Raw genomic sequence first — 23,771 nt, forward strand, 5'->3', positions numbered from 1 at the left:
TGATCCCTCTGGCCCGGCGCGTGTTATCGACAGCGACGGAAACGGAAGACGGGGGTGCGCGTGCCGCAGCAGAATGGACCGCATGTCGCCATCGTCGGCGCGGGTTTCAGCGGTCTGCTGACCGCCGTCAATCTGCTCAAGGCCTCGCGCGACGTGCGCGTCACCCTGATCGAACGGCGCGGCGTTTTCGGTCCCGGCACCACCTACGACACCGGCAATCCCGGCCATCTGCTGAACGTCCGCCTGGACAATATGAGCGCCTTTCCCGACCAGCCCAGTCACCTCGCCGACTGGCTGGCCGAACAGCCGTCGTGGCGCGCCCAGGACGGCTTCATCACCCGCGGCGTCTATGGCGACTATCTTCAGGCCCTGCTGGACGAGGCGCTGGACGACGCCCCCGACCGCCTGACCCTGATCGGCGCCGAGGCGCAGTCCATCGATCGCCGGGACGACGGCTGGCGCATCGTGACCAGCGACGGAGAGGTTGCGGCCGATCAGGTCGTGCTGGCGCTGGGCAATCTGGAGCCCGCCTCGCCCCCTGGCGTCGAGGACGCGGTCCGCGCCTCCCCTGCCTATGTCGAAAACCCCTGGCGGTTCGATCCCCAGACCGCGCGCGACGCCCGCAATGTCCTGCTGATCGGGTCGGGCCTGACGATGGTGGATGCGGCCATCACCCTGCGCCGGCCCGGACGCCGCCTGACCGCCCTGTCGCGTCACGGCCTTTTGCCCCGCGCCCACGCGACCGTTCCGCCCACGCCCTATGTCGGCGCCTTTTTGGGCAGCCCGGCCGAAATCCTGCGTCAGATCCGGACCGCGACGGCCGAGGCGGATTGGCGCGCCGTGTTCGACCGCCTGCGCCATTCCGCGCGCGACATCTGGCGTGGCTGGTCGCGGGTCGAGCGCAGCCGCTTCCTGCGCCATCTGCGCCCGCTTTGGGACGTGCATCGCCACCGCCTGTCGCCCGGCCCGGCGCGCGACATCCATTCCATGCTTGCCGGCGGCGAGCTGACGATCCTGGCCGGCAAGCTGACCGAGCTGAAGGCGACCGACGTCATCGAGGTCTCGTGGCGTCCGCGCGGAAAGAAGCGCGCCATCAAGGAACGGTTCGATCTGGTCGTGAACTGCACCGGGCCGCTGGGCGTGATCTCCAAGAGCACCGAACCGATGATCCGCGACATCCTGGACAAGGGTTACGGTCGCCCCGATCCCCTAGGCCTGGGCCTGCAGGTCGATGACGAGGGCGGTCTGCTGGACGGCGCGGGCGCACCCGCGCGCGGTCTTCACGCCATCGGCCCCCTGACGCGCGGCGCCTTCTGGGAAATGACGGCCGTGCCCGACCTGCGCGGCCAGGCCCGCGATCTCGCCGCCCGTATCCTGTCGGACCGCTTGTAAGTCCAATCGGAAATCAGCCTGGGGACGTCATTCCGGGGCGTCCGAAGGACGAAGCCGGAACCCAGGAGGCGGGCATCAGGCGCTGGACGTGTTCAACAGCGCGACTGCTGCCCTGGGTTCCGGGTTCTTCGCTCCGCTCAGCCCCGGAATGACGAGCAGAGAGACCTCTCTTTTTGACCCTCGACCCGCCCCTAGACCGGAACAACCGACGCGTTTAGCCTTCACACCCGAAACGATCAGGGGCGATGACATGGGGGTAAAGACGGGCATCGGCCTGCTGGTCGCGATCCTGTCGCTGGGCCTGACCGCCTTTGCGCCTCAGAGCGTGTCGGACTATCGCCTCGCCTCCGCCGACAAGGTGCGCATCGACGTCTTCGGCGAGGCGGCGCTGGGCGGCGAGTTCGTGATCGACGCCAACGGCCGGATCGCCCTGCCCCTGATCGGCGAGGTCCAGGCTGCCGGCCTGACAGGCGCCCAGCTTCAGGACGCCGTCGCTCAAGCCTTGAGCCAGGGCTATCTGAACCAGCCGCGCGTCACCGCCCAGGTCCTGACCTATCGGCCGATCTACATCCTGCGCGAGGTCAATCGGCCGGGAGAATACCCCTATCTGCCGGACCTGACGGTGCTGAACGCCGTGGCGACGGCCCAAGGCTTCACCTATCGCGCCAACACGCGCCGCGTCTTCGTGCGTCGCGCCGGATCACGGGTCGAAGAGGCCCAGCCGCTGACCGCCGATGCGCGTGTTTCGCCCGGCGACACCCTTCGGATCGGCGAACGCTACTTCTGACCTGCCGTCAGATCGGCATCGCCATGATTTCCTTATAGGCGGAAATCACTTGGTCGCGGACCGAGATCACCGTTTCCAGGGACGCCTCAGCCGAACTCAGCGCCGTGACCACATCGATCAGATTGCCCTGGCCCTGAACCGAGCGGGTCATCTGGGTTTCGGCCGCGCGCGACTGCTGGGTCATGTCGGTCATGGCGTTCTTGACCAGGTCGGCGAAGCCGCCGTCCCCGACGCCGGGCGCTTGGGCGGCGGTCGGCATGGCGCCGCCCTGAACGGCGGCATAGGCCTTGGCGGCCATCATCGGATTCATGGCCTAGTCCTCAGCGTTTGATGATGTCGAGGGTGCGGCTGTCCATCGACCGCGCCGTCTCGATGACGTTCAGATTGGCCTCATAGGCGCGCTGCGCCTCGCGCATGTCCATCGCCTCGACCAGGGTGTCGACATTGGGCCGCATCACATAGCCCTGCGCATTCGCTGCAGGGTGCGACGGGTCATAGTCCATCTTGAAGTCGCCCTGGTCAGGCCGGACCTCGGCCAGGGTGACGCCGGTCGCCCCATCGACCTCGCGCGCCTGGAAGACCGGGATCTGGCGGCGATAAGGCTCGCCGCCCGGCGTGCGCGCCGTCGACTGGGCGTTGGCGATGTTCTCGGCGATCACGCGCATGCGCGACTGCTGCGCCTTCAGGGCCGAGGCCGCCACCGCCATGGCGCTGTTCGAAGGGGGGATGGGATCAGGCATGGGTCAGTCCTTCTCGGCCATCGGCTCAGGCGCCCGGCCGCTTGGCGGCCATGCGGATCATGGACATGGATTTCTGGTAGAAGCCGATGGCGGCGTCATAGGCCATGCGGCTCTCGGCCATCTTCAGCATCTGCTCTTCGACCACCACCGAGTTGCCGTCCAGCGTGGTCTCCGAATCGGGGGCCTTGGTCGGAGCGAACCGCACCGGCGAACCGGCCGGCGCGATATGGGCCGCATTGGTGCGCACCATCTGCAGCCCCCCGCCCGAGCGCATGGCGGCGGCGAAGTCGGTCGGCTGTTTCAGGTCGCGCCCGACGAAGCCCGGCGTATCGGCGTTGGCGACGTTCTCGGCGATGACCCGCTGGCGCGCGTCCAGCCAGCCCAGCCGGCCCTTGATCTGCCCCAGCAGCGGTATGTCGGCGACGCCCATGGCGGTCTCCCGTGCGACGCGAATGCGCGCGATGGGCAGAAAATGCCGCCTAGATGGTTAATAGGGGGTTATCTCAACGGGTCGTTAACCGTGGTGGTTAACATTCGCGGCCTGAGCGCGGACTGCGCGGGGCCTTTGCAGCGTCATGAATTTCCTCGATCTCGCCCGGGCGGTCTTCGGCCTGGCCTTCACCCTCGGCCTGATCGGGATCGCGGCCTGGGCTGCGCGCCGCTATGCGCCGCAAATCCTGGCCCGGTTGAATGCGGAGCGCGGCGAGCGCCGGCTTCAGGTCGTCGAGACCCTGGTGCTGGACCCCGCCCGTCGCCTCGTTCTGGTCCGCGTCGACGACGAGGAGCGGCTGATCCTGCTGGGCGAAGGCCGCGAACTGATCGAACCGCGTCAGCCCTCTCTCGGCAAAACAGGAGGCGGCCAGTGAAGCCCGCCGTCTTCGTCAAGCCGACCGGCGCCGAGCTGAAGCGTGCGGCCCTGCTGTCGCTGTTCACCACTCTTGTCTGCCTGGCCTGGCCTGTCGCGGCCCTGGCTCAGCAGGCGGCGCAAAGCGGCTCGGCCCTCAACATTGATCTGGGCACCGGCGCCGGCCTGACCCAGCGCGTGGTCCAGCTGGTCGGTCTGATGACCGTCCTGTCCTTGGCGCCGTCCATCGTCATCATGACCACCAGCTTCGTGCGGATCATCGTGGTGCTGTCGCTGCTGCGCACGGCGCTGGGCCTGCAACAGTCGCCGCCGAACGCCGTCCTAGTGTCTTTGTCGCTGTTCCTGAGCGCCATCGTCATGGCCCCGACCTGGCAGGACGCCTATGATTCGGGCATTCGTCCGCTGATGGATCAGCAGATCGAACTGCCCCAGGCCTTCGATCAGGCGTCCGAACCCGTAAAAACCTTCATGCTGGCCCAGGTGGACCGTGGGGACCTCGCCCTGTTCACCCGGCTGTCGAAGATCGACCCGCCCCAGAACGTCCAGGACCTGCCCCTGCGTGTGGTCACCCCGGCCTTCATGATCAGCGAGCTGAAGAAGGCGTTCGAAATCGGATTTCTCCTTTTCGTTCCGTTCCTTGTGATCGATCTGGTGGTGGCCAGCGTGCTGATGTCCATGGGCATGATGATGCTCCCTCCGGTGGTGGTCTCCCTCCCCTTCAAGTTGATCTTCTTCGTGCTGGTGGACGGCTGGCGATTGGTCGCCGGAAGCCTGGTCGAGAGCTTCCAGCGGGCGTCCGGTACCGGATAATCCCCCGCCCCATATGGCTTTAAGCGTCATCGGCGCTTGCAAAGCGTATGGAAATCCGTGTTGATCCCCCGGTCCTCGCTCGGAATCGGGCGACTAACACTGGAAACGCTTCTTATGACCACTCAAGCCGAACTGATCGCCGCCGTCGCCAAGGACGCTGGTGTTTCGCAGGCCGACGCCGGCAAGGTGCTGACCGCGATCGTCGAAAACATCCACTCGACCCTGAAGTCGGGCGGCGACATCCGCATCTCGAACCTGGGCGTCTTCGACACCGCCGACCGCGCTGAGCGCGAAGGCCGCAACCCGGCTACCGGCGCGACCATCAAGATCGCCGCCTCCAAGGCCGTGCGCTTCCGCGTCTCCAAGCCGCTGAAGGACGCCGTCAACGGCTAAGCCTTAGATCCTCCCCCGCATCGCGGGGGAGGGGGACCGCCGTAAGGCGGTGGAGGGGGCGACGGCATCACCGGTGCTGGGTCCGCCCCCTCCACCACTTCGTGGTCCCCCTCCCCCGTAAAGCACGGGGGAGGATTATGCTTCGACGGGCGGGGGTCGCGACGCGATCTCCGCCCGCTTCAATTTCAGGCGGCGCTCTTGGCGTCGGCTTCTTTTCTGAACGCCTGTTTGGCGCTGTTGACCCAGCCGACGAAGGTGTCGGCCTGGCTGGACAGATTGGCGAAGTCGCCCGTTCCCGCCACGCCCGATAGATTGTCATCCAGCGCGACCCGCAGCGCCGCCGCCGACCTCGCGCCGGGAACCATCGGCCCGAAGCGCCCGCTCAGCCGCTGCAACGCGGCCCGATCGCCCGCCAGCGAGTAGCCGACGCCCGCCCGGATCAGCCAGCTCTCCTCGGCCGGCGTCAGGGCCGTGGTCGCGGTCTTGTAGCGATCGCCCAGCCGCGCCTCATAGATCGGCGCCGCCTCGCCCCACTTCTGCTGCTTCCAGAAGATGTCGGCCCGCACCTCGCGCGCCGGGTTCGACTGATCCCGGTCCAGCACCTCCAGCGCATGGTCGAACCGGCCCAGATCCATCAGGGCGCGCGCCTCCAGCGCCCGGCGCTCGCTGTTCATCGCATTGGGCAGCAGGGTGGTGCGCGAGCCCCAGATGGCCTGCAACGCCTTCTCCGGCTGACGGTCCATCAGATAGACGGTAGCCAGATTGGTCGCGACCTGGGCCTTGGCCACCCCGTCCAGACGCTCATCCACCTGGTGCTTCAGCAGTTCGGCGGCCTGATCCAGCAGGTCCACGTCGATCAGCCGGCGCGACAGACGCCGCACCATCTCGTCGCCGTCCGCCCCGATCGGGGTCAGTTCGCGGAAGTCATAGAACAGCGCCAGCGCCTGCACCGGCTGCAAACCGTCCGCCGCCCCGTCCAGGAACAGGGCGCGGAAGGCGTTGGCCTGATCCGCCTGCACCTCGGCTGCGCCCGGCACGCCCGCCATCCGCTTGCCGGCCCCGCGCAGGGCGTCCAGCGCCTCGCGGTATCGCCCCTGCTGCAGATAGATGCCCGACAGTTTGCGCACGACCGCCATCTCGGTCGCATCCCCGCGCCAGCGCCATTTCAGCTGTTCCAGCTGGGCGGTCGCCTGATCCGGCGTGATCGCGCCCTTGTCCAGCTCCAGGCTGATGGCGCCCAGTTTCGCCGGCGTGGCGATCCCGTCCAGCGGCGCGCGCGCCACGGCCTTATAGACCGCCAGCGCCCGGCTCTTGTCGCCGTTCAGCTCGAACATCCGGGCCTGCACCAGCCGCGCGGTCAGTTGATCGACCGCTGGCGCATCCTGGCTGAACACATAGGCCAACAGCTGCTGGGCGGCGGCGAGATCATTCAACTGGATCGCGGCCATGGCGTGGGCCGCGCCGAACCGCGCGCGCCATTCCTTGGGGAAGCTGTCGATGGCGGGGGCGCCGGCGGCGAAGTTGCGACGCGCCCCCTCCCAGTCGCCCATTTCCGAGGCGATATAGCCCAGCCAGACCTTGGTCGCCGGATCGTTGGCCAGGGCGGCACCCGCGAAATCGACCTGTGCCTCCTCCAACCGCCCGACGCCGACGCGCGCCACGCCCCGCAGGCCGCGCACTTCGGGCTCGCCTTGCAGGTTGGGCGCCTTGGCGATCAGGGCGTTCAGCACCCCGATGGCCTCATAGTTCAGGCCCGACCCGACCAGGAACCGGGCGAGCGCCATCCGCGCCTCGATCGGCGCGCGCGGATTATCCGCCGCCGCGATCGTCTCCAGCCCGGCCGCATCCTGCAGCCGGCGATAGCGGTCCGAGAATCCCGCCTCGCCCGTTGCGGACCACGCCTCGTCGATCAGGGCCGGATAGGCCGCCCGCTTGGGTGCATCTGCATTGTGGTCGCCCGTCTCCAGCCCGGCCGCCGGCGACGACAAGGCCAGCCCCCTGGGTCGGCTCAGGGTCACCAGATCGCCCGCCGCCTCGATCTTCAGGTCGTCGGCCGACGTTTCGACCGCCAGGCCCTGCGCGGTCGGGATCAGGCTCAGATCGACCGTGCGCCGTCCGCCGGCGTAGCCCTTGCCGGGCGCCAGGGCCGTGACCGCCGCGAACCGGTCTCCGAGCAGCGGATCGGTCAGCCAGACCGCCTTGGTCGCCCCGGCCATCTGCGCCACCAGCACCGGCGCGCCGTCGTCGGACCGGCCGACCTCGACCCCGCCCGCCGCACCGTCCGGGCCGCCCAGGGTCACGGTCCAGGTCCCGCCCTGCCCCTGCGCCGAGACGCCCAACCCCTCGGGTTCGGCGATCCTCAGCGCCGTATAGCCCGGCCCGGCCGCCCACTGGGCGTTCTTGGCCGACCCCAGCGCCTTGGCGCCGGTCATATCCATGCGCGCGGCCGTATCGAACACGACCCACACCGCATCGCCCCGGCGGAAGACCGCCGCCCCCACCGGCGCGCCCCAGTCGAAGGTCAGGACGGTCTTGCCGCCGGCCGTCTCGGCCCGCACCGGCACCACGGCCCTGGTCGTCTGCGGCTTGGCGGCGTCCCCGCCTTCCGGCGCCTTGCCGGGCGCATAGAGGTTCAGCCAAACCGCCCCGTCCGCGACGCCCGAGCGCGCATCCGCGCCCTGTTCCAGCGTCAGGATCAGGTCCGTGCCGGCCGCGCCCCGGCTCGGCCGCGTCTCGACCGACTTCACCCCCGCCGGCGGATCGACCTTCAATCGCGAGACGTCGGGCGCGGCGGTGGTCCCCAGCCGGACGACGACCTTGTCGCCCTCGCGGCTGACGCGCGAGCGCACCCCGATCACGCCGCCGAACTCGACCCGCGTGAACTCGGCGTTGGCGCCGATATTGATGGACAGCGGATCGCGCGACCGGCCGACTTCCTGGGCCAGCGGCGCCATCGGCGCGAACACGACGGCGCCGGCCGTGGCGGCGGCCACGGTCGTCTTCAGGATGCGCTTTGTCGGCGAGGCCCCGGACATATCTCCCGACCCATGCCGCACAAGGCCTTTAATCGCGGTTAACCGCCGTTCACCGTGATGATGGATGGCGTTAGGACAACCGGTCCACGCGACAGCGCCGTTTTAAGCGCCCATAGTCGTCCCATGACCGATTATCCGCGCCTCAGCACCCTGAAGACCGGCCTGGCCTGTCGCTGCCCCCGCTGCGGCAAGGGTCCGCTGTTCAAGGGCTATCTGACGCTTCAGACGGAATGTCCCGCGTGCGGGCTCAGCTACGCCTTCGCCGATCCGGCGGACGGCCCGGCCTTCTTCGTCATGACGGCCGTCGGGGTGGTGGGGATGATCCTGCTGATGGTGTTCGACTTCACCGTCCACCCGCCGATCTGGGTGCATCTGGTCGTGACCCTGCCGATCCTGGTCGCCCTGTGCCTGGGGTGCCTTCGCCCCTTCAAGGCCTGGCTGGTCGCCGAACAATACGTCCACAAGGCCGCCCCGCCCGAGTTCTCCTCGAACGGCAAGCACGGGCCTTTCTAGGGTTCGATCACCGTCAGCTCGGGCCAGCGACCGCGCGCATTCTCGATGGTCCGGGTCCAGCCCTTGGCCAGCGGCCGGTTCGGATTGGGCCGGATCGTCAGGGTGAACACGTCCTCCAGCCCGAAAGGCGCGGCGACGCTGAGGCTGTCATCCACCTCCAGCCGCACTCCGACCGCAAAGGTCGGCGCCACGAACCGCTCCAGCGCCTCGTCGGTCGATCCCAGCGGCTCATAGGGTTCGCCGAACCGGTTCTGGAACCACAGGTGCACCCGCGCCTGGTTGCGGACCTCGACCTGGCTGCGGAACGGTTCGTCGAAGGCGGCGGCGACGCGTTTGATGACGACGTCTTCAGCCTCATAGGACAGGTCCGACGCGTCGAAATAGGCCAGGTCGTAGTCCTTGACCCCATAGCCCGGATGCCGCCCTGTCCTGGCGTTCCACACGGCTTGATAGACCGCTCCCGACACCAGTCGCCAATCGGGCAGGCCCAGCGCCCGGACGGTCGTCAGGACGTGCATCAGGCCAGCGTCCGCGCGCACGATGGCGGTCAGTTCCGCCTCCAGCTCGCTCATCCCCGCACCGGCCAGCCGTGATCTAGCGGCCCGTGCCCGCCGCCCAAGCCCGGCGCCCGGCGGATCGCCTCGCCGACATAGGCCCAGGCTTCGGCCACCGCGACCTCCAGCGGCCGCCCCATCGCCAGACCCGCCGCGCAGGCGCTCGCCAGGGTGCAGCCGGTGCCGTGGGTGTGGCGGGTGTCGATCCGTTCGGCCTCCAGCACCGTCTCGCCGTCTGCGGTCATCAGCAGGTCGATCACCGTCGGCCCCGATACATGGCCGCCCTTCATCAGCACCGCCCGCGCGCCCATGGTCAGCAGGGACTCGCCCGCCCGGCGCTGGCCGTCCAGATCATGCACCGCGAACCCCGTCAGGGCCTCGGCCTCGGGCGCATTGGGCGTCAGCAGGGCCGCGCGCGGGATCATCAGGCGCTTCACCGCCTCGACCGCTGCATCCGGCAACAGGGGATGGCCGCCCTTGGCCACCATGACCGGGTCGACCACCGCCGGGGCGGCCGCCTCGTCCAGCAGGGCCGCGACCGTCTCGACCACCTCGACCGAGCCCAGCATGCCGGTCTTGACCGCGTCGGTCCCGATGTCCTCCAGCACCGCCCGCGCCTGGGCTGCGATCAGATCCAGCGGCAGCGGATGGACGCCGTGAACCCCCAGGGTGTTCTGCACCGTGATGGCCGTGATGGCGGTGGCGGCGAACCCGCCCATCATCGTCACGGCCTTGATATCGGCCTGGATGCCCGCGCCGCCGCCGCTGTCCGACCCCGCCAGAATCAAGACGCGTCCTTGATGAAGCGCGCTCATGCCGCCGCTCCCGAAAACAGTTTCAACCCGACGATGCCCGCCACGATCAGCAGGATGCACACGGCCCTGACCGCCGTCGCCGGCTCGCCATAGACCAGGATGCCGACCACCGCCGCGCCCACCGCCCCGATGCCGGTCCAGACCGCATAGGCCGTGCCGATCGGCAGCTTCTGCGTGGCGACCCACAACAGAATCATGCTGCCCGCCAGCGCGACCAGAACCCCCAGCGAGGTCCACGGCCGGCTGACGCCCACGTTCTTGAGGCCCGAGGCCCACAGGACCTCCAGCAGACCGGCGACAACCAGCGTCGCCCACGGATTGATCGACATCACCCAGGACATGGCGACCAGATGGAACAGGCCGCGGTCCGGAGCAAGCCGCGATCAGCCGCCCAGCGGTCCCTTGAAGATGAAGAAGGCCCCAAGCGCGATGAAGGCGAAGCCGACCAGATGGTTCACCGTCAGCTTCTCGCCCAGATACAGGACCGAAAAGCCGGCGAAGACCAACAGGGTGATCACCTCCTGCATAGTCTTCAGTTCGGCCGGCGAATAGACCTGGATGCCGATCCGATTGGCCGGCACCGCCAGCCAGTATTCGAAGAAGGCGATGCCCCAGCTGGCCATGACCAGCAGCCACAGCGGCTTGTGATCGAACTTCAGATGGCCGTACCAGGCGAAGGTCATGAAGACGTTCGACAGGCACAACATGACGATGGGGGCGATGTAGGCGGTCAGGGGCATGAGGCAGATCAGGGCTGTTGCAGACCTGCCCTCTACACCGGCTGCGACCGTCCGTCGCGGGCCTTCAATCCGCCGCCGTCACCGCCGCCTGGACCTTCAGCGCCTGCACCGTCTCGCGCACATCGTGAACCCGCACCATCCGCGCCCCGCGCCGCGCGCCTTCCAGCGCCAGGGCCAGTGACCCGCCCAGCCGATCGGTTGCCGCGACCGCCGTCGCATCGATGGCCTGGATCGTGCGCTTGCGACTGGCGGCGTACAGCACCGGAAAGCCCAGATCGACCAGCGCGTCCAACCGCGCCGTCAGCGCCATGTTATGCGCCAGCGTCTTGCCGAACCCGATGCCGGGATCCAGCCAGATCCGCTCGCGCGCCACGCCCGCCGCCATCGCCGCCTCGGCCCGCCCGCGCAGATAGTCCCGCACTTCGACCACCACGTCGTCATAGCGCGGGTCCGCCTGCATCGTGCGGGGTTCGCCCTTCATGTGCATCAGCACGACGTCGCACCCCAGTTCGGCCGCGACCGCCGCACTCTCGGGCGCATGGCTCAGCGCCGTCACATCGTTCCACATCGTCGCCCCGGCCGCGACGGCGGCGCGCGCGACGGCGGGCTTCATCGTGTCGATGCTGATCGCCCCGCCCCACCGCGCGCGGACGCCGGCGATGACCGGCGCGACCCGGTCGATCTCCTCGGCCTCGCCCACCGGCTCGGCCCCCGGCCGGGTGCTCTCCCCGCCGATATCGAGCACATCGGCCCCGTCCACGACCAGCCGCATGGCCTGATCGATCGCGCCTTCGGTCGAGGCCCATCGCCCCCCGTCCGAGAAGCTGTCGGGCGTCACATTGACGATGCCCATCACCTGCGACAAGGCGGCCGTCCGCGCGGTTTGACTTTCATGGGCCATGGGACCAGCCTGTAGCCGTGATCGCGCATTTCGTCAGCCAGGCTCGACGCCTTTCCCACGCGGGACGCCTCGTCGCAGGCGACTGACCCGGAACGGCCGCGCGCCCTTCGCCCCGTTCCGGGCATTGATCTGAACCCCATTCCTTTTCGACGCCGCACGACGCCACGCGCGTGCGGCGTCCCATGCCGTCTGCGAGCCCGCCATGACCCAATCTACCCTGCCCGTCCGCCCCGACATCTTCCTCAGCGCACAGGACCACGACACTCTGTCGCGCCTGGTCGGCGACATGCCCGGCGACGGCGTGGCGGGAATGCTTCAGGAGGAACTGGAGCGCGCCGTCATCTGTGAACCGGGCGACCTTCCCAAGGGCGCCGTGCCCCTGAACCGTTGGCTGCACTATATCGACGGCCGCGCGTCCGATCCGCGCCGCATCCAGATCGTCCTGCCCAAGGATGCCGACATCGACGCGGGCAAGGTTTCGGTCCTGTCCCACGTCGGCGCGGGCCTGATCGGCCTGGTCGAAGGCCACACCATTTCCTGGAGCGACCCGTCCGGCGCCGAACGCAGCCTGACGCCGGTGATGATCGAGGACGCGGAAATGCTGCCCGCCTGATCCCCGGCGCCGCTCATGAAAAACCCGCCGGTAGATCGCTCTCCCGGCGGGCTTCTTCATTCCGAACTGAACGCCGGTTCAGTGGACCGTCGGCACGCTGGTGGCGGCCGGCGCGGCGACCGGGACCTCGATGTCCGTGCCGTCCGACACCGGCGTCACCGGCACCGAAACCGAAGGCCCGGCGTTGGGGAAGTTGTTCTCGTCGCGGTTCGGCGCGACGCCCTTCTCCAGCAGATCCTTGATCTCCTCGCCCGACAGGGTCTCGTATTCCAGCAGGGCCTGAGACAGTTTCTCGTGATCCTCGGCCTTGGTGGTCAGGATCGTGCGCGCCTCGTCCCAGCCCGAGGTCACCAGGCGACGGACCTCTTCGTCGATGGTGCGCGCCGTCTCTTCGGAGATGTTCTGGCTGCGGGCGACCGAGTGGCCCAGGAAGACCTCTTCCTGGTTCTCGCCGTAAGCCACCGTGCCCAGCTTGTCCGAGAAGCCCCAGCGGGTGACCATGGCCCGGGCCAGCTTGGTCGCCTGTTCGATGTCCGAGCTGGCGCCCGAGGTGATGTTCTCCGGCCCGAAGATCAGCTCCTCGGCGACGCGGCCGCCCGCCATGATGGCGATCCGGTCGATCATCTGCTGGTATTTCATCGAATAGCGGTCGCCTTCCGGCAGCTGCATCACCATGCCCAAAGCGCGGCCGCGGGGCACGATGGTCGCCTTGTGCACCGGGTCGGCCGCCTTGACGTTCATGGCGACGATGGCGTGGCCGGCCTCGTGATAGGCGGTCAGGCGCTTTTCTTCCTCGTTCATGGCCATGGAGCGACGCTCCGAGCCCATCAGCACCTTGTCCTTAGCGTCTTCGAAGTCGCGGTGGGTGACCATGCGACGGTCCTTGCGCGCCGCCGTCAGGGCCGCCTCGTTGACCAGGTTGGCCAGGTCGGCGCCCGAGAAGCCGGGCGTGCCGCGTGCGATGGTCTTGACGTTGACGTCGGCGGCCAAGGGCACGTCCTTCATGTGGACGCGCAGGATGCGTTCGCGGCCCGAGACATCGGGGTTCGGCACCACCACCTGACGGTCGAACCGGCCGGGACGCAGCAGGGCCGGGTCCAGCACGTCGGGACGGTTGGTCGCGGCGATCAGGATGATGTTCTCGGACGCCTCGAAACCGTCCATCTCGACCAGCAGCTGATTCAGCGTCTGTTCGCGCTCGTCATTGCCGCCGCCGAGACCCGCGCCGCGGTGGCGACCGACGGCGTCGATCTCGTCGATGAAGATTATGCAGGGCGCATTCTTCTTGGCCTGTTCGAACATGTCGCGCACACGGCTAGCGCCGACGCCGACGAACATCTCGACGAAGTCCGAACCCGAGATCGAGAAGAAGGGCACGCCCGCCTCGCCCGCGACCGCGCGCGCCAGCAGCGTCTTGCCGGTGCCGGGAGGGCCGACCAGCAGGGCGCCCTTGGGAATCTTGCCCCCCAGACGCTGGAACTTGCCCGGATCCTTCAGGAAGTCGACGACCTCCTGCAGCTCGTCCTTGGCCTCGTCCACGCCGGCGACGTCGTCGAAGGTCTTGCGTCCCTTGTGCTCGGTCAGCAGCTTGGCCTTGGACTTGCCGAAGCCCATGGCACCCTTCGCCCCGCCCTGCATCTGGCGCATGAAGAAGATCCACACCCCGATCAGCAGCGCGATGGGCAGAATGCCCAGCAGCAGGCTCATCCAGATCGACTGGCCGCCCGACTTGGCGTCGATCTCGACGTTGGCGGCCAGCATCTGGGCCACCAGCTGTTCGTTGGGATAGGTGGTCGTGGAGGTGAAGCGTTCGCCGTTCTTCAGCTCGCCGTTCACCTTGTCCAGGCGGATGGTCACCTGTTTGACCTCGCCCGCGTTCACGCGCTGCACCAGCTGGGAATAGCTGATGGCCTCGGGCTTGCCGGCCGGCTGGCCCGTCACGCCGTTCATGGCGCCGCCCTGCGACAGCGCCGCATAGCCCGCCAGCAACGCCAGAATGATCACGCCGGTGATCGCCAGATTACGCAGGTTCATTGAGGTCCTCGGTCGTCCGCGACCCCGGTGGGATCGACGGTCTGGATGTGTCTGTCTGGGAAAATAGGGGCTTAATCAGCGTTACGCTATCGGGTGGCGGAAATCAGGTCGTCTTCGTGCGTCGTTTCGTCCAGCGCCAGCCTGAGCCGTTCCGCGACAAGGCCGCACCGTTCGACCCCCTCGCCTGCAAGAACCGGGGTCACAGCGTCGTCCCTGATCAACACAGGCCAGGCCCCGCGCGTCGCCGCCGGCAACCGATTGAGCTCGGCCCTGTCGGCGTCCGACAGGCTGGCCAACCGCCCCCGCGCCGGAACCACAGACCAGCCGGGATGATCGGCGCAGAAGACGAACCGGCCGTCCCACACCGCCTCGACGCCGGGCGTCAGCGCCAGCGGCGAAATGTCTCGTCTGCGCAGCTCGCCGGCCTCGCGCATCAGCCGCACCGCCAGCCCGACAGCCTCGATCCGCGTCCCGCACAGGGTCGCCGCGAAATCCTCACCCGCCTTCAACCGCGCCATCAGGGCGTCCAACCGCGCACCCCGAGGCGGCGTCGATCCGCCGCCGACGCAGACCAGGGCCGCCGCCAGCGCCCGCGCGCCCACGTCGCGGTCCACGCACGCCATGGACTCGCCCTCGACCGTCGGCCGCGCGCCGCCTTTCGCCGGCGGCTGATCGTCCGGTTGCGGCGCCGCGCCCTCGACCGTCGGCCGCGCGCCGCCTTTCGCCGGCGGCTGATCGTCCGGTTGCGGCGCCGCGCCCGCGAGAGCCTGCCGCGCCCGGCTGCGGCCGAACCGAGGATCGGCGTTGGCGGGGTCCTCGATCCAGTCGGCCCCCTGCGCCGCCAGCCAGTCCCGCAAGCCCGCCCGCCGCTCGCCCAGCAGCGGCCGCAACAGCATCAGACCTCGACCCTTGGGCCAGGCCGGCGACGGCGACCATTCGCGCACCCGTCCCAGCGTCGAGCCTTCGCTCCGCATCAGATCGGCCTCGGCGATGTCGTCGGCGGTGTGGGCGAACAGGACGACCGAGGCCCCCGCCTCGCGCGCCGCATCCGCGATCAGCCCATGCCGCGCCGCCCGAGCCGCCGCCGTCAGCCCGGTCGCGGGCTTGTCCCCGTCCCAGCTCAACCCGCGCCAGTCGGCCCCGGCGATCCGCGCCGCCCGGGTCGCAAAATCGGTCCAGCGGCCGCTGTCCGGATTCAGCCGATGATCGACGGTCAGGGCCAGCACCGAACGCCCGCGCGTCCGCGCCCAGTCCGTCGTCAGCCGCAACAGGGCGATGGAATCTCCGCCCCCCGACAGGGCCAGCGCCAGCGGCCGCCCTGTATCGCGCGTCAGTCGCGCATCCAGCCGCGAGAAGACCCGCGCCGTCAGATCGTCCCGAATCGCTGGGTTCGACGTCAGGCGCAGGAACCCGTCGTCTTCAACTGGGCCGCCCGCGCCTTTTGCGGGTCAGAGGCGGCGGGCGCATAGCGGCGCGTGAACTCCGCCAGGGCCGCGCACCCTTGCGGCTTCCTCTGCGTTGCGAACAGGGCGTCGGCCAGTTTCAGCGTCGTGTCCGCCGCCCAGCCGATGCGCGGCCAGTCCTTCAGCGCGGCGGCGTAATAGGGCACCGCCCCCGCCTTGTCGTTGGCCGCGACCCGCAGGTCGCCCAAGCGCGAGTTGGCCTCGCGCGACTGAGGCGTATCGGGCCAGGCCGCGATCACCGTCTCCAGCGCCCGCTCGCCGCGCGGCTTGTCGGTCGCCAACAGGGCCACCGCCGCCGCCAGGTCGCGCGTCGCATCGCCGGTCGGCGAGGTCGCCTCGATCGGCGCATTCAGCTCGGCCTGGGTCTCCAGCTTCTGCAACCGGCCCTCGGCGTCGGCCAGACGCGTCTTCAGCGTCTCGTTCTCGCGCGTGGCCTCGTCCAGCTGGAACGTCAGCCGTTCGTTGTCGCCGTTGATCCGGCGCACCGTGGCCTCCAGGTCGCCCAGGCGTCGGTCCATCAGGGCGAACTGCCCCTGCAGCGTCACAACCTCGGGGTCCGGCTCGACCAGTACGGGCTGGCCGGCGGCGTTTCTCTGGGTCAGGGCGCGCTCAAGCCGCCGCACATTGCGGTCCAGCTGGTCCAGGCGGCGATTGTCCCACTGGGTCCGCTCCATGATGTTGGGCTGGGCCTGCTGGGCGACCGCGCCACCTCCGATCAGGACAACCCCAAGGGCGGCGGCGGCGAGCAGGTGAACATGAGAGATCGAGAGCTTGGTCATGCGTCTAGCTTTCACCGATTTGGGGCCGCCGCAAGGCCGAGCTAGTGCCCCAGTCCCAGATAGATGATGGCCGTGACGAACAGGCCGACCACGATGTTGCAGAACACCAGAAGCGCGATCGTCCGCCACAGCGTCGAGAACCAGGACAATGAATAGGCGCCCTTCATCTGGGCGAACACATGAACGGGAACGGCCAACAGCCCCAGCGGAATGACGATGCCGCCCAGCCACCCGGCGATCGTCGCCGACACCACCATCAGCATCAGCAGCATGGCCATGAAAGTCAGCGAATACAGAACGAATACCCCGTGGTCGTACAGGGTGAAGCCGCGCTTCCACAGGAACAGCAGGGCCACGAACGGGATGGACAAGGGCACCAGCAGGAAGGCGAACTTGTACATCGTCTGCTGCAACTTGTAGACCGCCAGGTCCGGGTTCTGCAGCTTCTTCAGCACCGTGGCCACGACGCCGTGCCCCTCCTTCTCGGCGTCCTTGCCCATGACCTTGATCTTGGTCTCGCCGGCTTCTTCGGTCGCCATGTCCTTGATGCTGGCCTGCCAGCTGCCGGGCTTCAGACCGTCGGCGCGGCCGTCGCGCTGCTCGACCTCCAGCCGGGCCAGGGCCGCGCGGCGGTCGTCGACCAGCTTCTGTCCGGCGTTGATCGCCATCTGCATCGTCGGGTCCGGCTGGGCGCCGCTGTCGGCCCGCATCTGGACCAGGGCCTTTTCGGCCTCGGCTAGACCCACGCGCTGGGACGCGATCCGTTCGGCCAGGCCCCCACCGCCGGCCTTTGACTCGGGATGCGGCATGAAGCTGAGCGCGAAGAACATCACGAACAGGGTGAACAGGAAGATCGCCAGCGGCGAGACATAGCGCGTGCGTTTGCCCTCGACCCATTCGCGCGTCAGTCGGCCGGGGTTCAGCCACAGCAGCGGCAGGGTGCGCCAGATACGGGCGTCGAAATGCATGACCCCGTGCAGCAGCTCTTCGCCCAGATGCAGCAGGCTGCGATGGACATGGGTCGGCTGACCGCAGTTTGCGCAGAAGTTGCCGCTCGTTTCGGCCCCGCAGTCGGAACAGGCGCCGTGGGCATGATCCTCGCCGGCCTTGCCCGTCGGCTTTTCGATCGCGCCCGCCGCCAGACCGCTCGTGACGACCGCGCCCGCCCCTTCGATGTCCATTCGCTGATCCCCCGATCCCTGTGGCGACGTATCTGCCGCCCGCCCGGCGTCAGGACAAGCGCGGAAATGAAAAGAGGCGCCGACCCTGCGGCCGGCGCCTCCTTCAGATCAGCCGATCAGCCGGTCGTCAGCGCGGCGCGCCCGAGACGATGGCGGTGTGGGCGTTGCGGTTGCGGGCGAAGGCGTCCTCGTTCGAACCCTCCGCGATCGGCCGTTCCTTGCCGAAGCTGATCGTGTCGATCCGGCCGGCCGGAATGCCCCGGTTGATCAGATAGGTGCGCACCGATTCCGCACGGCGGGCGCCCAGCGCCAGATTGTATTCGCGCGTACCGCGTTCGTCGGCGTTGCCTTCGATGCGGACGGTCACCGACGGATAGCGTTGCAGCCACTGGGCCTGGGCGTCCAGACGCGGCATGGCTTCGGGACGGACCTCATAGGAATCCAGGTCGAAATAGATGCGGTCGCCGACGTTGACGACGAAGTCCTGTTCGGTGCCCGGCGCGGCCGAACCCATGTTTCCGCCGGTCACCGGGCCGGTGGGCGCGGTCGGATAGGCCGGACCCGTCGGTTGCGTCGTGCCGTCGTTCGGACCGGGCACGCCAGTCTCGACCGGGGGTTTTCGGGTGCAGGCGGCCATGGCGGCGACGGCGCAGCCGACCATCGCCAGTTTGAGAATGCGGGAAGTCTTCATGGGGTCGTCTCCTGACGTATCGTTTCTGGCAAGGGGCGGGCCTCAAGCTTGGCTTTACTGTCTGCCTCGGCCGATTTTTCGACGCTAGAGGCGATAACGCACAGTTGAGCTTTAAGGCTCCGACGGTGTCGGTGCGGCGTTTAGGCGGGGCAGCTGTCGGCGCCCTGGTTCACGCCCAGATTGCTCGGGCCACGGTCCAGCAGCGGCGACCAGGCCGGGTCGGTCCCGCGTCCGTTATAGCCCGCCTGCGACACCACGCGCCCCGACAGGTCCACGGTCCACAGACGCGTGTCGCCGCCCGGCGTCTGGCGCGCGAACATCACGTATCGGCCGTTCGGCGCCCAGTTCGGGCCTTCCTCGAAATAGCTGGACGACAGGATGCGCTCGCCCGAGCCGTCGGCGTTCATCACACCAGTCGAGAACCGGCCGCCGCCCTGTTTGGTGAAGGCGATCAGATTGCCGGTCGGGCTCCAGGACGGGGCCGTATAGATGCCGCCGCCGCGCGAGATGGGCCGCTGGCCCGATCCGTCCGACCGCATGACATACAGGCGCGCCGACCCCGAACGGTCCGAGGTGAAGACGATCTGGCTGCCGTCCGGGCTGAACGACGGCGAGGTGTCGATGCCCGGGTCGCTGGTCAGGCGCGTGATCTGGCGGCTGCGCAAATCCATCACATAGACGTCGGTATTGCCGCCCCGGATGATCGAAAACGCGATCTTGTTGCCGTCGTTGGAGAAGCGCGGCGCCAGCACCTGTCCGTCGAACTCGCCCAGGCTCTCGCGCCGGCCGGTCGTCAGATTATACAGGTAGATGCGGCTGTAATCCTTGCCCAGCGCCACATAGGTGATCTCGTCCGGCTGCGACAGCGAGAAGCGCGGCGACATGATCACCTCGTCCCCCTGCGTCAGATAGGTCGGGTTGAACCCGTCCTGATCGGCGATGGTCAGGCGGTTGATCCGGTTCAGCTGCGTGCCCTCCTCGGACACGAAGATCACGCGGGAATCGAAGAAGCCCGCCTCGCCGGTCATGCGCTGATAGATGACGTCGGAAATCTTGTGCGCGATCCGGCGCCATTGCTCCTGGGTCGCGGTGAACTGATAGCTGACCAGCTGGCACTGGCGATACGGGTCATACAGTCGGAAGCCCACGTCCAGCCGCCCGTCGCCGCGCGTCGTCACCCCGCCGTACAGCACCGCCTGCGCGCCGATCTGGGTCCACTGAGGGAAGTTCGGCGCATTGGCCAGGGTCAGGCCGGTCTCGATGAAGCTGGACGGGTTCAGCAGCTCGAAGAAGCCCGACCGCTTCAGATTGGCGCTGACCACATTGGAAATGTCCGACCCGTGCGTCCCGGCGAACGGCACAACCGCGATCTGAAGGGGACGCAGCACGCCCTGATCGATCTCGACCTCGACCGGCTGGTTCTGCTGAGGCGTCTGCGCCGCCGTCGTCAGAGGAGCCGCCATCGCGACAGCCGCCACGGAGGCCAGAAGAAGGTTCAGACGCATCAGATGCTCCCATAAGTCTCGAAGGATCGCCGCCCCTTATCGCCGGGCCGTTCGACTTTCGCCAGCTTCACGGGGAATAGGGCGACATTCGGGACGGGAGCGATCATTGATGCGTGATGCGTGATGCATTATCTTACAGCCATGCGCACTACACTCGCCATCGACGACGACGTGCTGAACGCCGCACGGGCCATCGCGGTTCAGACCCGAACCTCTGTGGGCGAAGTCATTTCCGATCTCGCGCGCCGCTCGATCACACAGGCCAAGCCGGACACGTCGCCCGAGTTCCGCAACGGCATTCGTCTCCTGCCGCACCGCAAGGGCGCTGTGGTGACGACCGAACAGATTAACGCTCTGCGCGATGAGCTGCCTTGATCGCGCTTTTGGACGTCAGCGTCCTGATCGCATTGATCGATCCAGCCCATACCGAGCATCTCACCGCCCACGCCTGGTTCGCAAATGAGCATCAGGCTGGTTGGGCGACCTGCCCGCTGACCGAAAACGGCGCGCTTCGAATCCTCAGCAATCCGAAATATCCGAACTCGCCGGGCGCGCCTGCGCAGGTGTTGCCCGCGCTTCATTCCTTGCTGAGCCAACCCGGCCATGCGTTCTGGCCCGACGACATCAGTCTGCTGGGCGACCGTTTGATCGCGCAGGATCGCCTGCTCACCTCGGGCCAGTTGACGGATACCTATCTGCTGGCCTTAGCCGTCTCGAACGGCGGGCGGCTGGCCACGTTCGACCGACGCCTGGCGCCCGACGCGGTGAAGGGCGGCAAGGCTGCCCTGCATCTCATAACGGCCTGACGCTCAGCGATTGCGGCACGCCCGTTCGGTGTTGAAGGTGGGGCGATAGACACCGCCGGGGAAGCCCTGCGGCACGTCGAAGGGCGCGGTCTGGCGCAGGGCGCGCAGGGCGCCGTCGGCGGCGGCACGATAGACGTTCGACGACTGGGCGTTGATCAGGCTGGGCCCGCGCGTGATCCGCCCATCGGCCGACAGGGTCAGCTCGACCTGGATGCGCAGCTGGTCCGCGCCGGGGATGTCGCAGGGCAGGATCCAGTTCGGATAGACCTGATTGAAGATGGCCGTGATCTGCGGGCCCGTGGCCTGGGACGCCGCGCCCGCCCCCTGCTGCCCCGTCGCCGGTCGGCCGCGATTGTTGGTCGGGCGCGTCGGTCCGGCCAGGGCGTCCAGATCCAGGCTCGACTCTGTGCGCTGGGGCGCCGGGCGGGCGGGCGCGGGCGTCGCCGGGCGCGGGGTCGGCTGGGCCTTGGTCGGCGGGGCCGGCGTCGGCGGCTGGGGTCGAGGCGTTGGACGCGGCGGCGTCGGGGTCGGCGTGGGCTTCGGCGTCGGCGTGGGCGTCGGGGCCGGACGCGGCGGCGTGGGCCGCGGCGGCGTCGGGGTCGGGCGCGGCTGGGGTTGCGGCGGCGTCGGGTCGGGCGTCGGCGGCACGGGATCGGGCTGCTGCACCGGCGCGGTCGCGGCGTCGTCGGGCGAGGGTTCGGGCTGCGGATTGTCCGCCGGCGCCGCCTGGATCACCTCTTCCGACACGATGGTCACCGGCACCGAGGCCACCAGCGGCGTCTCGTCCTCGTCCGTCTTGTGCGACACCATCAAGAAGGCGAGCGCGACCACCCCGGCGTGCAGGGCGAGCGATCCGAGGATGGCGGGGCTCGGCCGACGCAAAGGATTCAGGCCTCCGGCGCCGTGTCGGTGATCAGGTTCAGCTTGGTGAAGCCCGAGGCGCTCAATCGCGCCATCACCCGCGCCACCGCCTGATAGGGCGCGCGCCCGTCGGCCCGCACGAACACCGGCCGCTCGGCCGCCTTGTCCGCTCCGCCCGCCTCGGTCTGCAGTCGCGCCGATAGCTGTTCGAACGCCGTCTCGCTGTCGCCGACGAAGATCGCGCCCTGCTGGTCGATGCTGACCGACAGGGGTTCGGACTTGATCTCGACCGCGCTGGCCTCGGTCTTGGGCAGTTCGACCGGCACGCCCACCGTCAGCAGCGGCGCCGAGATCATGAAGATGATCAGCAGCACCAGCATCACGTCCACCAGGGGCGTGACGTTGATCTCGGTCAGAGGCCCTTTACGCCCCCTGCGCCCTCGACGCCCGCCGCCGCTCGCACCACCGCCCAAGGCCATGGTTCAGGCGCCCCGCTTCAGGCTGAGGTCGCTGGACGGCGGGGGCGGAGGCGGCGGGGCCGACGGGCTGCCCAGGCGGCGCGCCACGGCCGCCTGCAGGTCGTCGGCGAAGGCCTCCAGACGCCCCGTGAACTTGCCCGCGTCGATCGAGAACTTGTTGTAGGCGATATAGGCCGGGATGGCCGCCGCCAGGCCGATGGCCGTGGCGAACAAGGCTTCGGCGATGGCCGGCGCCACCGTCGTCAGATTGGTGTTGCCCGCCGCCGCGATCCGCCCGAACGCATTCATGATACCCCACACCGTGCCGAACAGGCCGATGAAGGGCGAGGCCGTGGCCACGACCGACAGCACGCCCAGGCCGTTCTCGATGCGCTGGCCCTCGCGCGAGATCAGGCTGTTCATCGCCTTGTCGATCCGCACCAGCAGCAGCTCGCCCTGGTGCTCGTTCAACGCCCCGCGTTGACGCGCCTCGCGCCAGTCCGACAGGGCGATCACCAGCATGCGCGGCAGGGCGTGGTCCGGCTCGGGTCCCGCCTGGGACGCCACCTCTTCCAGCGATCGGCCCGATTGAACCGACTTTTCGAAGTCGTCGGCGCGCTTGTTCAGCGCCGTGAACCGCACCGCCTTGTCGATGATGATGGTCCACGACCAGATCGAGGCCGCCGCCAGCCCGATCATCACGCCCTTGACCACCCAGTCGGCGGTCATGAACAGCTCGACCGGGTTCATCATCGCGGCGTCGACAGGCGTGGTCATTCAGGCGCTCCGGGCGGATTCGGGATCGATCACCCCTCTTCGACCGAGCGGACGTGACCATTGTGTGGCGTCCGGCCCGTTTAGCTCCGACCCGTCCGCCCGTCATCTGACAGGCGCGTCATAAGGGTTAACGGCGGGTTACTCGGACGCCGTCCGCCGCGCGTTCGGATCGACCGCGACCGACACGGGTGCGCCGACGCTGATGATGACGCCCTCGTGGCCTTCCTTGGCGATGGAATAGGTGGCGGCGTCCTTCAGCAGTTGCTCTTCGCACTGGCGATCGCCGGCCCGGCCCAGTTCGGCGCAGCCGCGCTTGGCCGCATCGGTCCAGCCCAGGACGCGGCGCGTCGCGGCCTCGGCCCGTTTTATCGCCGCCTCATCTTCTGCGGCGGCTTGCGCGATCAGGGCCTGGCGCGCGCCCTGCTGGTATTGCAGCTCGGCCTGGCCCGCCATCTTGCGCTCCCAAACCTTATAATAGGGACAGCCCACCAGCCCGCCGCCGATCAGCAGCACGAACAGCAGGATCGTGACGATCACCGCGCTGGCGGAGATATTGTAGGTTTCTGCGGCCATGACGTTTCCCCCTCGTTGGCGCGATCCTAGTCGGCGGTCCCGCCGCCCGCCAGCCACGGCGTGACCTTCTCGACCAAACCCTTCGAGGGCCGTCGCGGCCGCCCGTCCAGATGGATGCACACCGCCGTCACCTCGGCGCGGCACAACACCTCGCCGGCCCGCTCCACGCTCTGGCGGATGATCAGCCGCACGCCCTTCACCTGCTCATAGACGGTGCGCACCACCAGGGCGTCGTCGATCCGCGCGGGCTTGAGATATTTGATGTTCAGCTCCGACACCACGAAGGCCAGCGGCTCGGCCTCCTCAAGAAGGTCGGCGTGCCCCACCCCGATGGCGCGCAGGAAATCGGAACGCCCCCGCTCGAAATAGCGGACATAGTTGGCGTGATAGACCAGGCCGGTGAAATCGGTGTCTTCATAGTAGACGCGCACCGGCAGCAGGTGATCGCGCCCCTCGAAACGGCCGGCGGTGGGTTGGTCGGAGAT

29 protein-coding genes are annotated in these 23,771 nt (G+C 68.5%); 9 read left to right on the forward strand and 20 right to left on the reverse strand.

Annotated elements, in window-relative coordinates; translation table 11 throughout:
* Window positions 1-60 precede the first annotated feature (60 nt).
* Both O2K97_RS14935 and O2K97_RS14940 read left to right on the forward strand, forming a co-directional pair.
* A complete protein-coding gene (locus O2K97_RS14935) occupies window positions 61-1,392 on the forward strand; it encodes an FAD/NAD(P)-binding protein (RefSeq protein ID WP_269219881.1) in 1,332 nt (443 codons plus the stop codon).
* A gap of 250 nt (window positions 1,393-1,642) precedes the next feature.
* On the forward strand, window positions 1,643-2,179 hold the full coding sequence (locus O2K97_RS14940) for a polysaccharide biosynthesis/export family protein (protein ID WP_269219882.1): 537 nt from the start codon (window positions 1,643-1,645) through the stop codon (window positions 2,177-2,179).
* A gap of 7 nt (window positions 2,180-2,186) precedes the next feature.
* Here O2K97_RS14940 and O2K97_RS14945 read toward each other — a convergent pair whose 3' ends face one another.
* Genes O2K97_RS14945 through flgB form a run of 3 tightly spaced genes read right to left on the reverse strand, consistent with a single transcriptional unit; the run spans window position 2,187 to window position 3,349 of the window.
* Complete coding sequence (locus O2K97_RS14945) at window positions 2,187-2,489, reverse strand: flagellar hook-basal body complex protein FliE (RefSeq protein WP_045809720.1); 303 nt, start codon at window positions 2,487-2,489, stop codon at window positions 2,187-2,189.
* A 10-nt stretch (window positions 2,490-2,499) separates the two neighbouring features.
* On the reverse strand, window positions 2,500-2,919 hold the full coding sequence (gene flgC / locus O2K97_RS14950; RefSeq protein ID WP_369796239.1) for a flagellar basal body rod protein FlgC: 420 nt from the start codon (window positions 2,917-2,919) through the stop codon (window positions 2,500-2,502).
* Between the two features lie 25 nt (window positions 2,920-2,944).
* Complete coding sequence (flgB, locus tag O2K97_RS14955; RefSeq protein ID WP_017506835.1) at window positions 2,945-3,349, reverse strand: flagellar basal body rod protein FlgB; 405 nt, start codon at window positions 3,347-3,349, stop codon at window positions 2,945-2,947.
* A 145-nt stretch (window positions 3,350-3,494) separates the two neighbouring features.
* Here flgB and O2K97_RS14960 point away from each other — a divergent pair, with 145 nt between their 5' ends.
* The 3 genes from O2K97_RS14960 to O2K97_RS14970 all read left to right on the forward strand — a co-directional run bounded on the left by O2K97_RS14960 (window position 3,495) and on the right by O2K97_RS14970 (window position 4,987).
* Window positions 3,495-3,785, forward strand: coding sequence for a FliO/MopB family protein (locus tag O2K97_RS14960; RefSeq protein WP_039244767.1), 291 nt, complete (start codon window positions 3,495-3,497; stop codon window positions 3,783-3,785).
* Complete coding sequence (fliP, locus tag O2K97_RS14965) at window positions 3,782-4,594, forward strand: flagellar type III secretion system pore protein FliP (RefSeq protein ID WP_039244769.1); 813 nt, start codon at window positions 3,782-3,784, stop codon at window positions 4,592-4,594. The genes O2K97_RS14960 and fliP overlap by 4 nt, the downstream gene beginning before the upstream one ends.
* A 114-nt stretch (window positions 4,595-4,708) precedes the next feature.
* Window positions 4,709-4,987, forward strand: a complete 279-nt coding sequence (locus O2K97_RS14970; RefSeq protein ID WP_017506838.1) for an HU family DNA-binding protein — start codon at window positions 4,709-4,711, stop codon at window positions 4,985-4,987.
* Between the two features lie 185 nt (window positions 4,988-5,172).
* Here O2K97_RS14970 and O2K97_RS14975 read toward each other — a convergent pair whose 3' ends face one another.
* Window positions 5,173-8,022, reverse strand: coding sequence for a tetratricopeptide repeat protein (locus O2K97_RS14975; RefSeq protein ID WP_269219883.1), 2,850 nt, complete (start codon window positions 8,020-8,022; stop codon window positions 5,173-5,175).
* 123 nt (window positions 8,023-8,145) lie between these two features.
* Here O2K97_RS14975 and O2K97_RS14980 point away from each other — a divergent pair, with 123 nt between their 5' ends.
* The gene (locus O2K97_RS14980; RefSeq protein WP_039246144.1) at window positions 8,146-8,535 is read left to right on the forward strand and encodes a DUF983 domain-containing protein; all 390 of its coding nucleotides are present in this window, start codon (window positions 8,146-8,148) and stop codon (window positions 8,533-8,535) included.
* On the opposite strand, the gene O2K97_RS14985 is transcribed toward O2K97_RS14980, so the two are convergent.
* The 5 genes from O2K97_RS14985 to folP form a co-directional block, all read right to left on the reverse strand.
* On the reverse strand, window positions 8,532-9,107 hold the full coding sequence (locus O2K97_RS14985) for a nucleotidyltransferase family protein (RefSeq protein ID WP_269219884.1): 576 nt from the start codon (window positions 9,105-9,107) through the stop codon (window positions 8,532-8,534). The genes O2K97_RS14980 and O2K97_RS14985 overlap by 4 nt on opposite strands.
* Window positions 9,104-9,904 (reverse strand): bifunctional hydroxymethylpyrimidine kinase/phosphomethylpyrimidine kinase, encoded by an 801-nt coding sequence (thiD, locus tag O2K97_RS14990; protein ID WP_269219885.1) that lies wholly within the window; start codon window positions 9,902-9,904, stop codon window positions 9,104-9,106. The genes O2K97_RS14985 and thiD overlap by 4 nt, the downstream gene beginning before the upstream one ends.
* The gene (locus tag O2K97_RS14995) at window positions 9,901-10,245 is read right to left on the reverse strand and encodes a DMT family transporter (RefSeq protein WP_055806430.1); all 345 of its coding nucleotides are present in this window, start codon (window positions 10,243-10,245) and stop codon (window positions 9,901-9,903) included. The genes thiD and O2K97_RS14995 overlap by 4 nt, the downstream gene beginning before the upstream one ends.
* Before the next feature lie 42 nt (window positions 10,246-10,287).
* On the reverse strand, window positions 10,288-10,644 hold the full coding sequence (locus tag O2K97_RS15000; RefSeq protein ID WP_055806433.1) for a DMT family protein: 357 nt from the start codon (window positions 10,642-10,644) through the stop codon (window positions 10,288-10,290).
* A gap of 64 nt (window positions 10,645-10,708) precedes the next feature.
* On the reverse strand, window positions 10,709-11,545 hold the full coding sequence (gene folP, locus O2K97_RS15005; protein ID WP_269219886.1) for a dihydropteroate synthase: 837 nt from the start codon (window positions 11,543-11,545) through the stop codon (window positions 10,709-10,711).
* A gap of 202 nt (window positions 11,546-11,747) precedes the next feature.
* Here folP and O2K97_RS15010 point away from each other — a divergent pair, with 202 nt between their 5' ends.
* Window positions 11,748-12,158, forward strand: coding sequence for a GreA/GreB family elongation factor (locus O2K97_RS15010; protein ID WP_269219887.1), 411 nt, complete (start codon window positions 11,748-11,750; stop codon window positions 12,156-12,158).
* A 78-nt stretch (window positions 12,159-12,236) separates the two neighbouring features.
* Here the strand turns inward: O2K97_RS15010 and ftsH are convergent, their stop codons facing one another.
* The 6 genes from ftsH to tolB form a co-directional block, all read right to left on the reverse strand.
* On the reverse strand, window positions 12,237-14,192 hold the full coding sequence (gene ftsH, locus O2K97_RS15015; protein ID WP_269219888.1) for an ATP-dependent zinc metalloprotease FtsH: 1,956 nt from the start codon (window positions 14,190-14,192) through the stop codon (window positions 12,237-12,239).
* An 86-nt stretch (window positions 14,193-14,278) separates the two neighbouring features.
* Window positions 14,279-15,460 (reverse strand): tRNA lysidine(34) synthetase, encoded by a 1,182-nt coding sequence (locus O2K97_RS15020; RefSeq protein WP_419466069.1) that lies wholly within the window; start codon window positions 15,458-15,460, stop codon window positions 14,279-14,281.
* Between the two features lie 128 nt (window positions 15,461-15,588).
* Window positions 15,589-16,434, reverse strand: a complete 846-nt coding sequence (locus tag O2K97_RS15025) for a tol-pal system protein (protein ID WP_269219889.1) — start codon at window positions 16,432-16,434, stop codon at window positions 15,589-15,591.
* 41 nt (window positions 16,435-16,475) lie between these two features.
* Entirely contained in the window at window positions 16,476-17,615 is a 1,140-nt protein-coding gene (locus O2K97_RS15030; RefSeq protein WP_269219890.1) for a DUF3667 domain-containing protein, read from the reverse strand.
* Window positions 17,616-17,742: 127 nt separating this feature from the next.
* Window positions 17,743-18,306 (reverse strand): peptidoglycan-associated lipoprotein Pal, encoded by a 564-nt coding sequence (gene pal, locus O2K97_RS15035; protein WP_039246161.1) that lies wholly within the window; start codon window positions 18,304-18,306, stop codon window positions 17,743-17,745.
* A gap of 140 nt (window positions 18,307-18,446) precedes the next feature.
* Window positions 18,447-19,811: a Tol-Pal system beta propeller repeat protein TolB gene (gene tolB, locus O2K97_RS15040; protein ID WP_269219891.1), complete on the reverse strand. Its 1,365-nt coding sequence runs from the start codon at window positions 19,809-19,811 to the stop codon at window positions 18,447-18,449.
* Window positions 19,812-19,952: 141 nt separating this feature from the next.
* Here tolB and O2K97_RS15045 point away from each other — a divergent pair, with 141 nt between their 5' ends.
* Window positions 19,953-20,186, forward strand: a complete 234-nt coding sequence (locus tag O2K97_RS15045) for a hypothetical protein (protein WP_017506756.1) — start codon at window positions 19,953-19,955, stop codon at window positions 20,184-20,186.
* On the forward strand, window positions 20,183-20,617 hold the full coding sequence (locus O2K97_RS15050; RefSeq protein WP_269219892.1) for a TA system VapC family ribonuclease toxin: 435 nt from the start codon (window positions 20,183-20,185) through the stop codon (window positions 20,615-20,617). Before O2K97_RS15045 ends, O2K97_RS15050 begins: the two co-directional genes overlap by 4 nt.
* Window positions 20,618-20,620: 3 nt before the next feature.
* Here O2K97_RS15050 and O2K97_RS15055 read toward each other — a convergent pair whose 3' ends face one another.
* The 5 genes from O2K97_RS15055 to ybgC form a co-directional block, all read right to left on the reverse strand.
* Window positions 20,621-21,499, reverse strand: coding sequence for a cell envelope integrity protein TolA (locus tag O2K97_RS15055; RefSeq protein WP_269219893.1), 879 nt, complete (start codon window positions 21,497-21,499; stop codon window positions 20,621-20,623).
* Window positions 21,500-21,504: 5 nt separating this feature from the next.
* Window positions 21,505-21,957, reverse strand: coding sequence for a protein TolR (gene tolR / locus O2K97_RS15060; protein WP_205681722.1), 453 nt, complete (start codon window positions 21,955-21,957; stop codon window positions 21,505-21,507).
* 3 nt (window positions 21,958-21,960) lie between these two features.
* Entirely contained in the window at window positions 21,961-22,713 is a 753-nt protein-coding gene (tolQ, locus tag O2K97_RS15065; protein WP_269219894.1) for a protein TolQ, read from the reverse strand.
* A gap of 138 nt (window positions 22,714-22,851) precedes the next feature.
* Complete coding sequence (locus tag O2K97_RS15070; RefSeq protein WP_269219895.1) at window positions 22,852-23,286, reverse strand: hypothetical protein; 435 nt, start codon at window positions 23,284-23,286, stop codon at window positions 22,852-22,854.
* Window positions 23,287-23,312: 26 nt separating this feature from the next.
* Window positions 23,313-23,771 (reverse strand): tol-pal system-associated acyl-CoA thioesterase, encoded by a 459-nt coding sequence (gene ybgC / locus O2K97_RS15075; RefSeq protein WP_269221149.1) that lies wholly within the window; start codon window positions 23,769-23,771, stop codon window positions 23,313-23,315.

The sequence above is a fragment of the Brevundimonas vesicularis genome (genome assembly GCF_027105095.1).
Taxonomy (GTDB): domain Bacteria; phylum Pseudomonadota; class Alphaproteobacteria; order Caulobacterales; family Caulobacteraceae; genus Brevundimonas; species Brevundimonas vesicularis_E.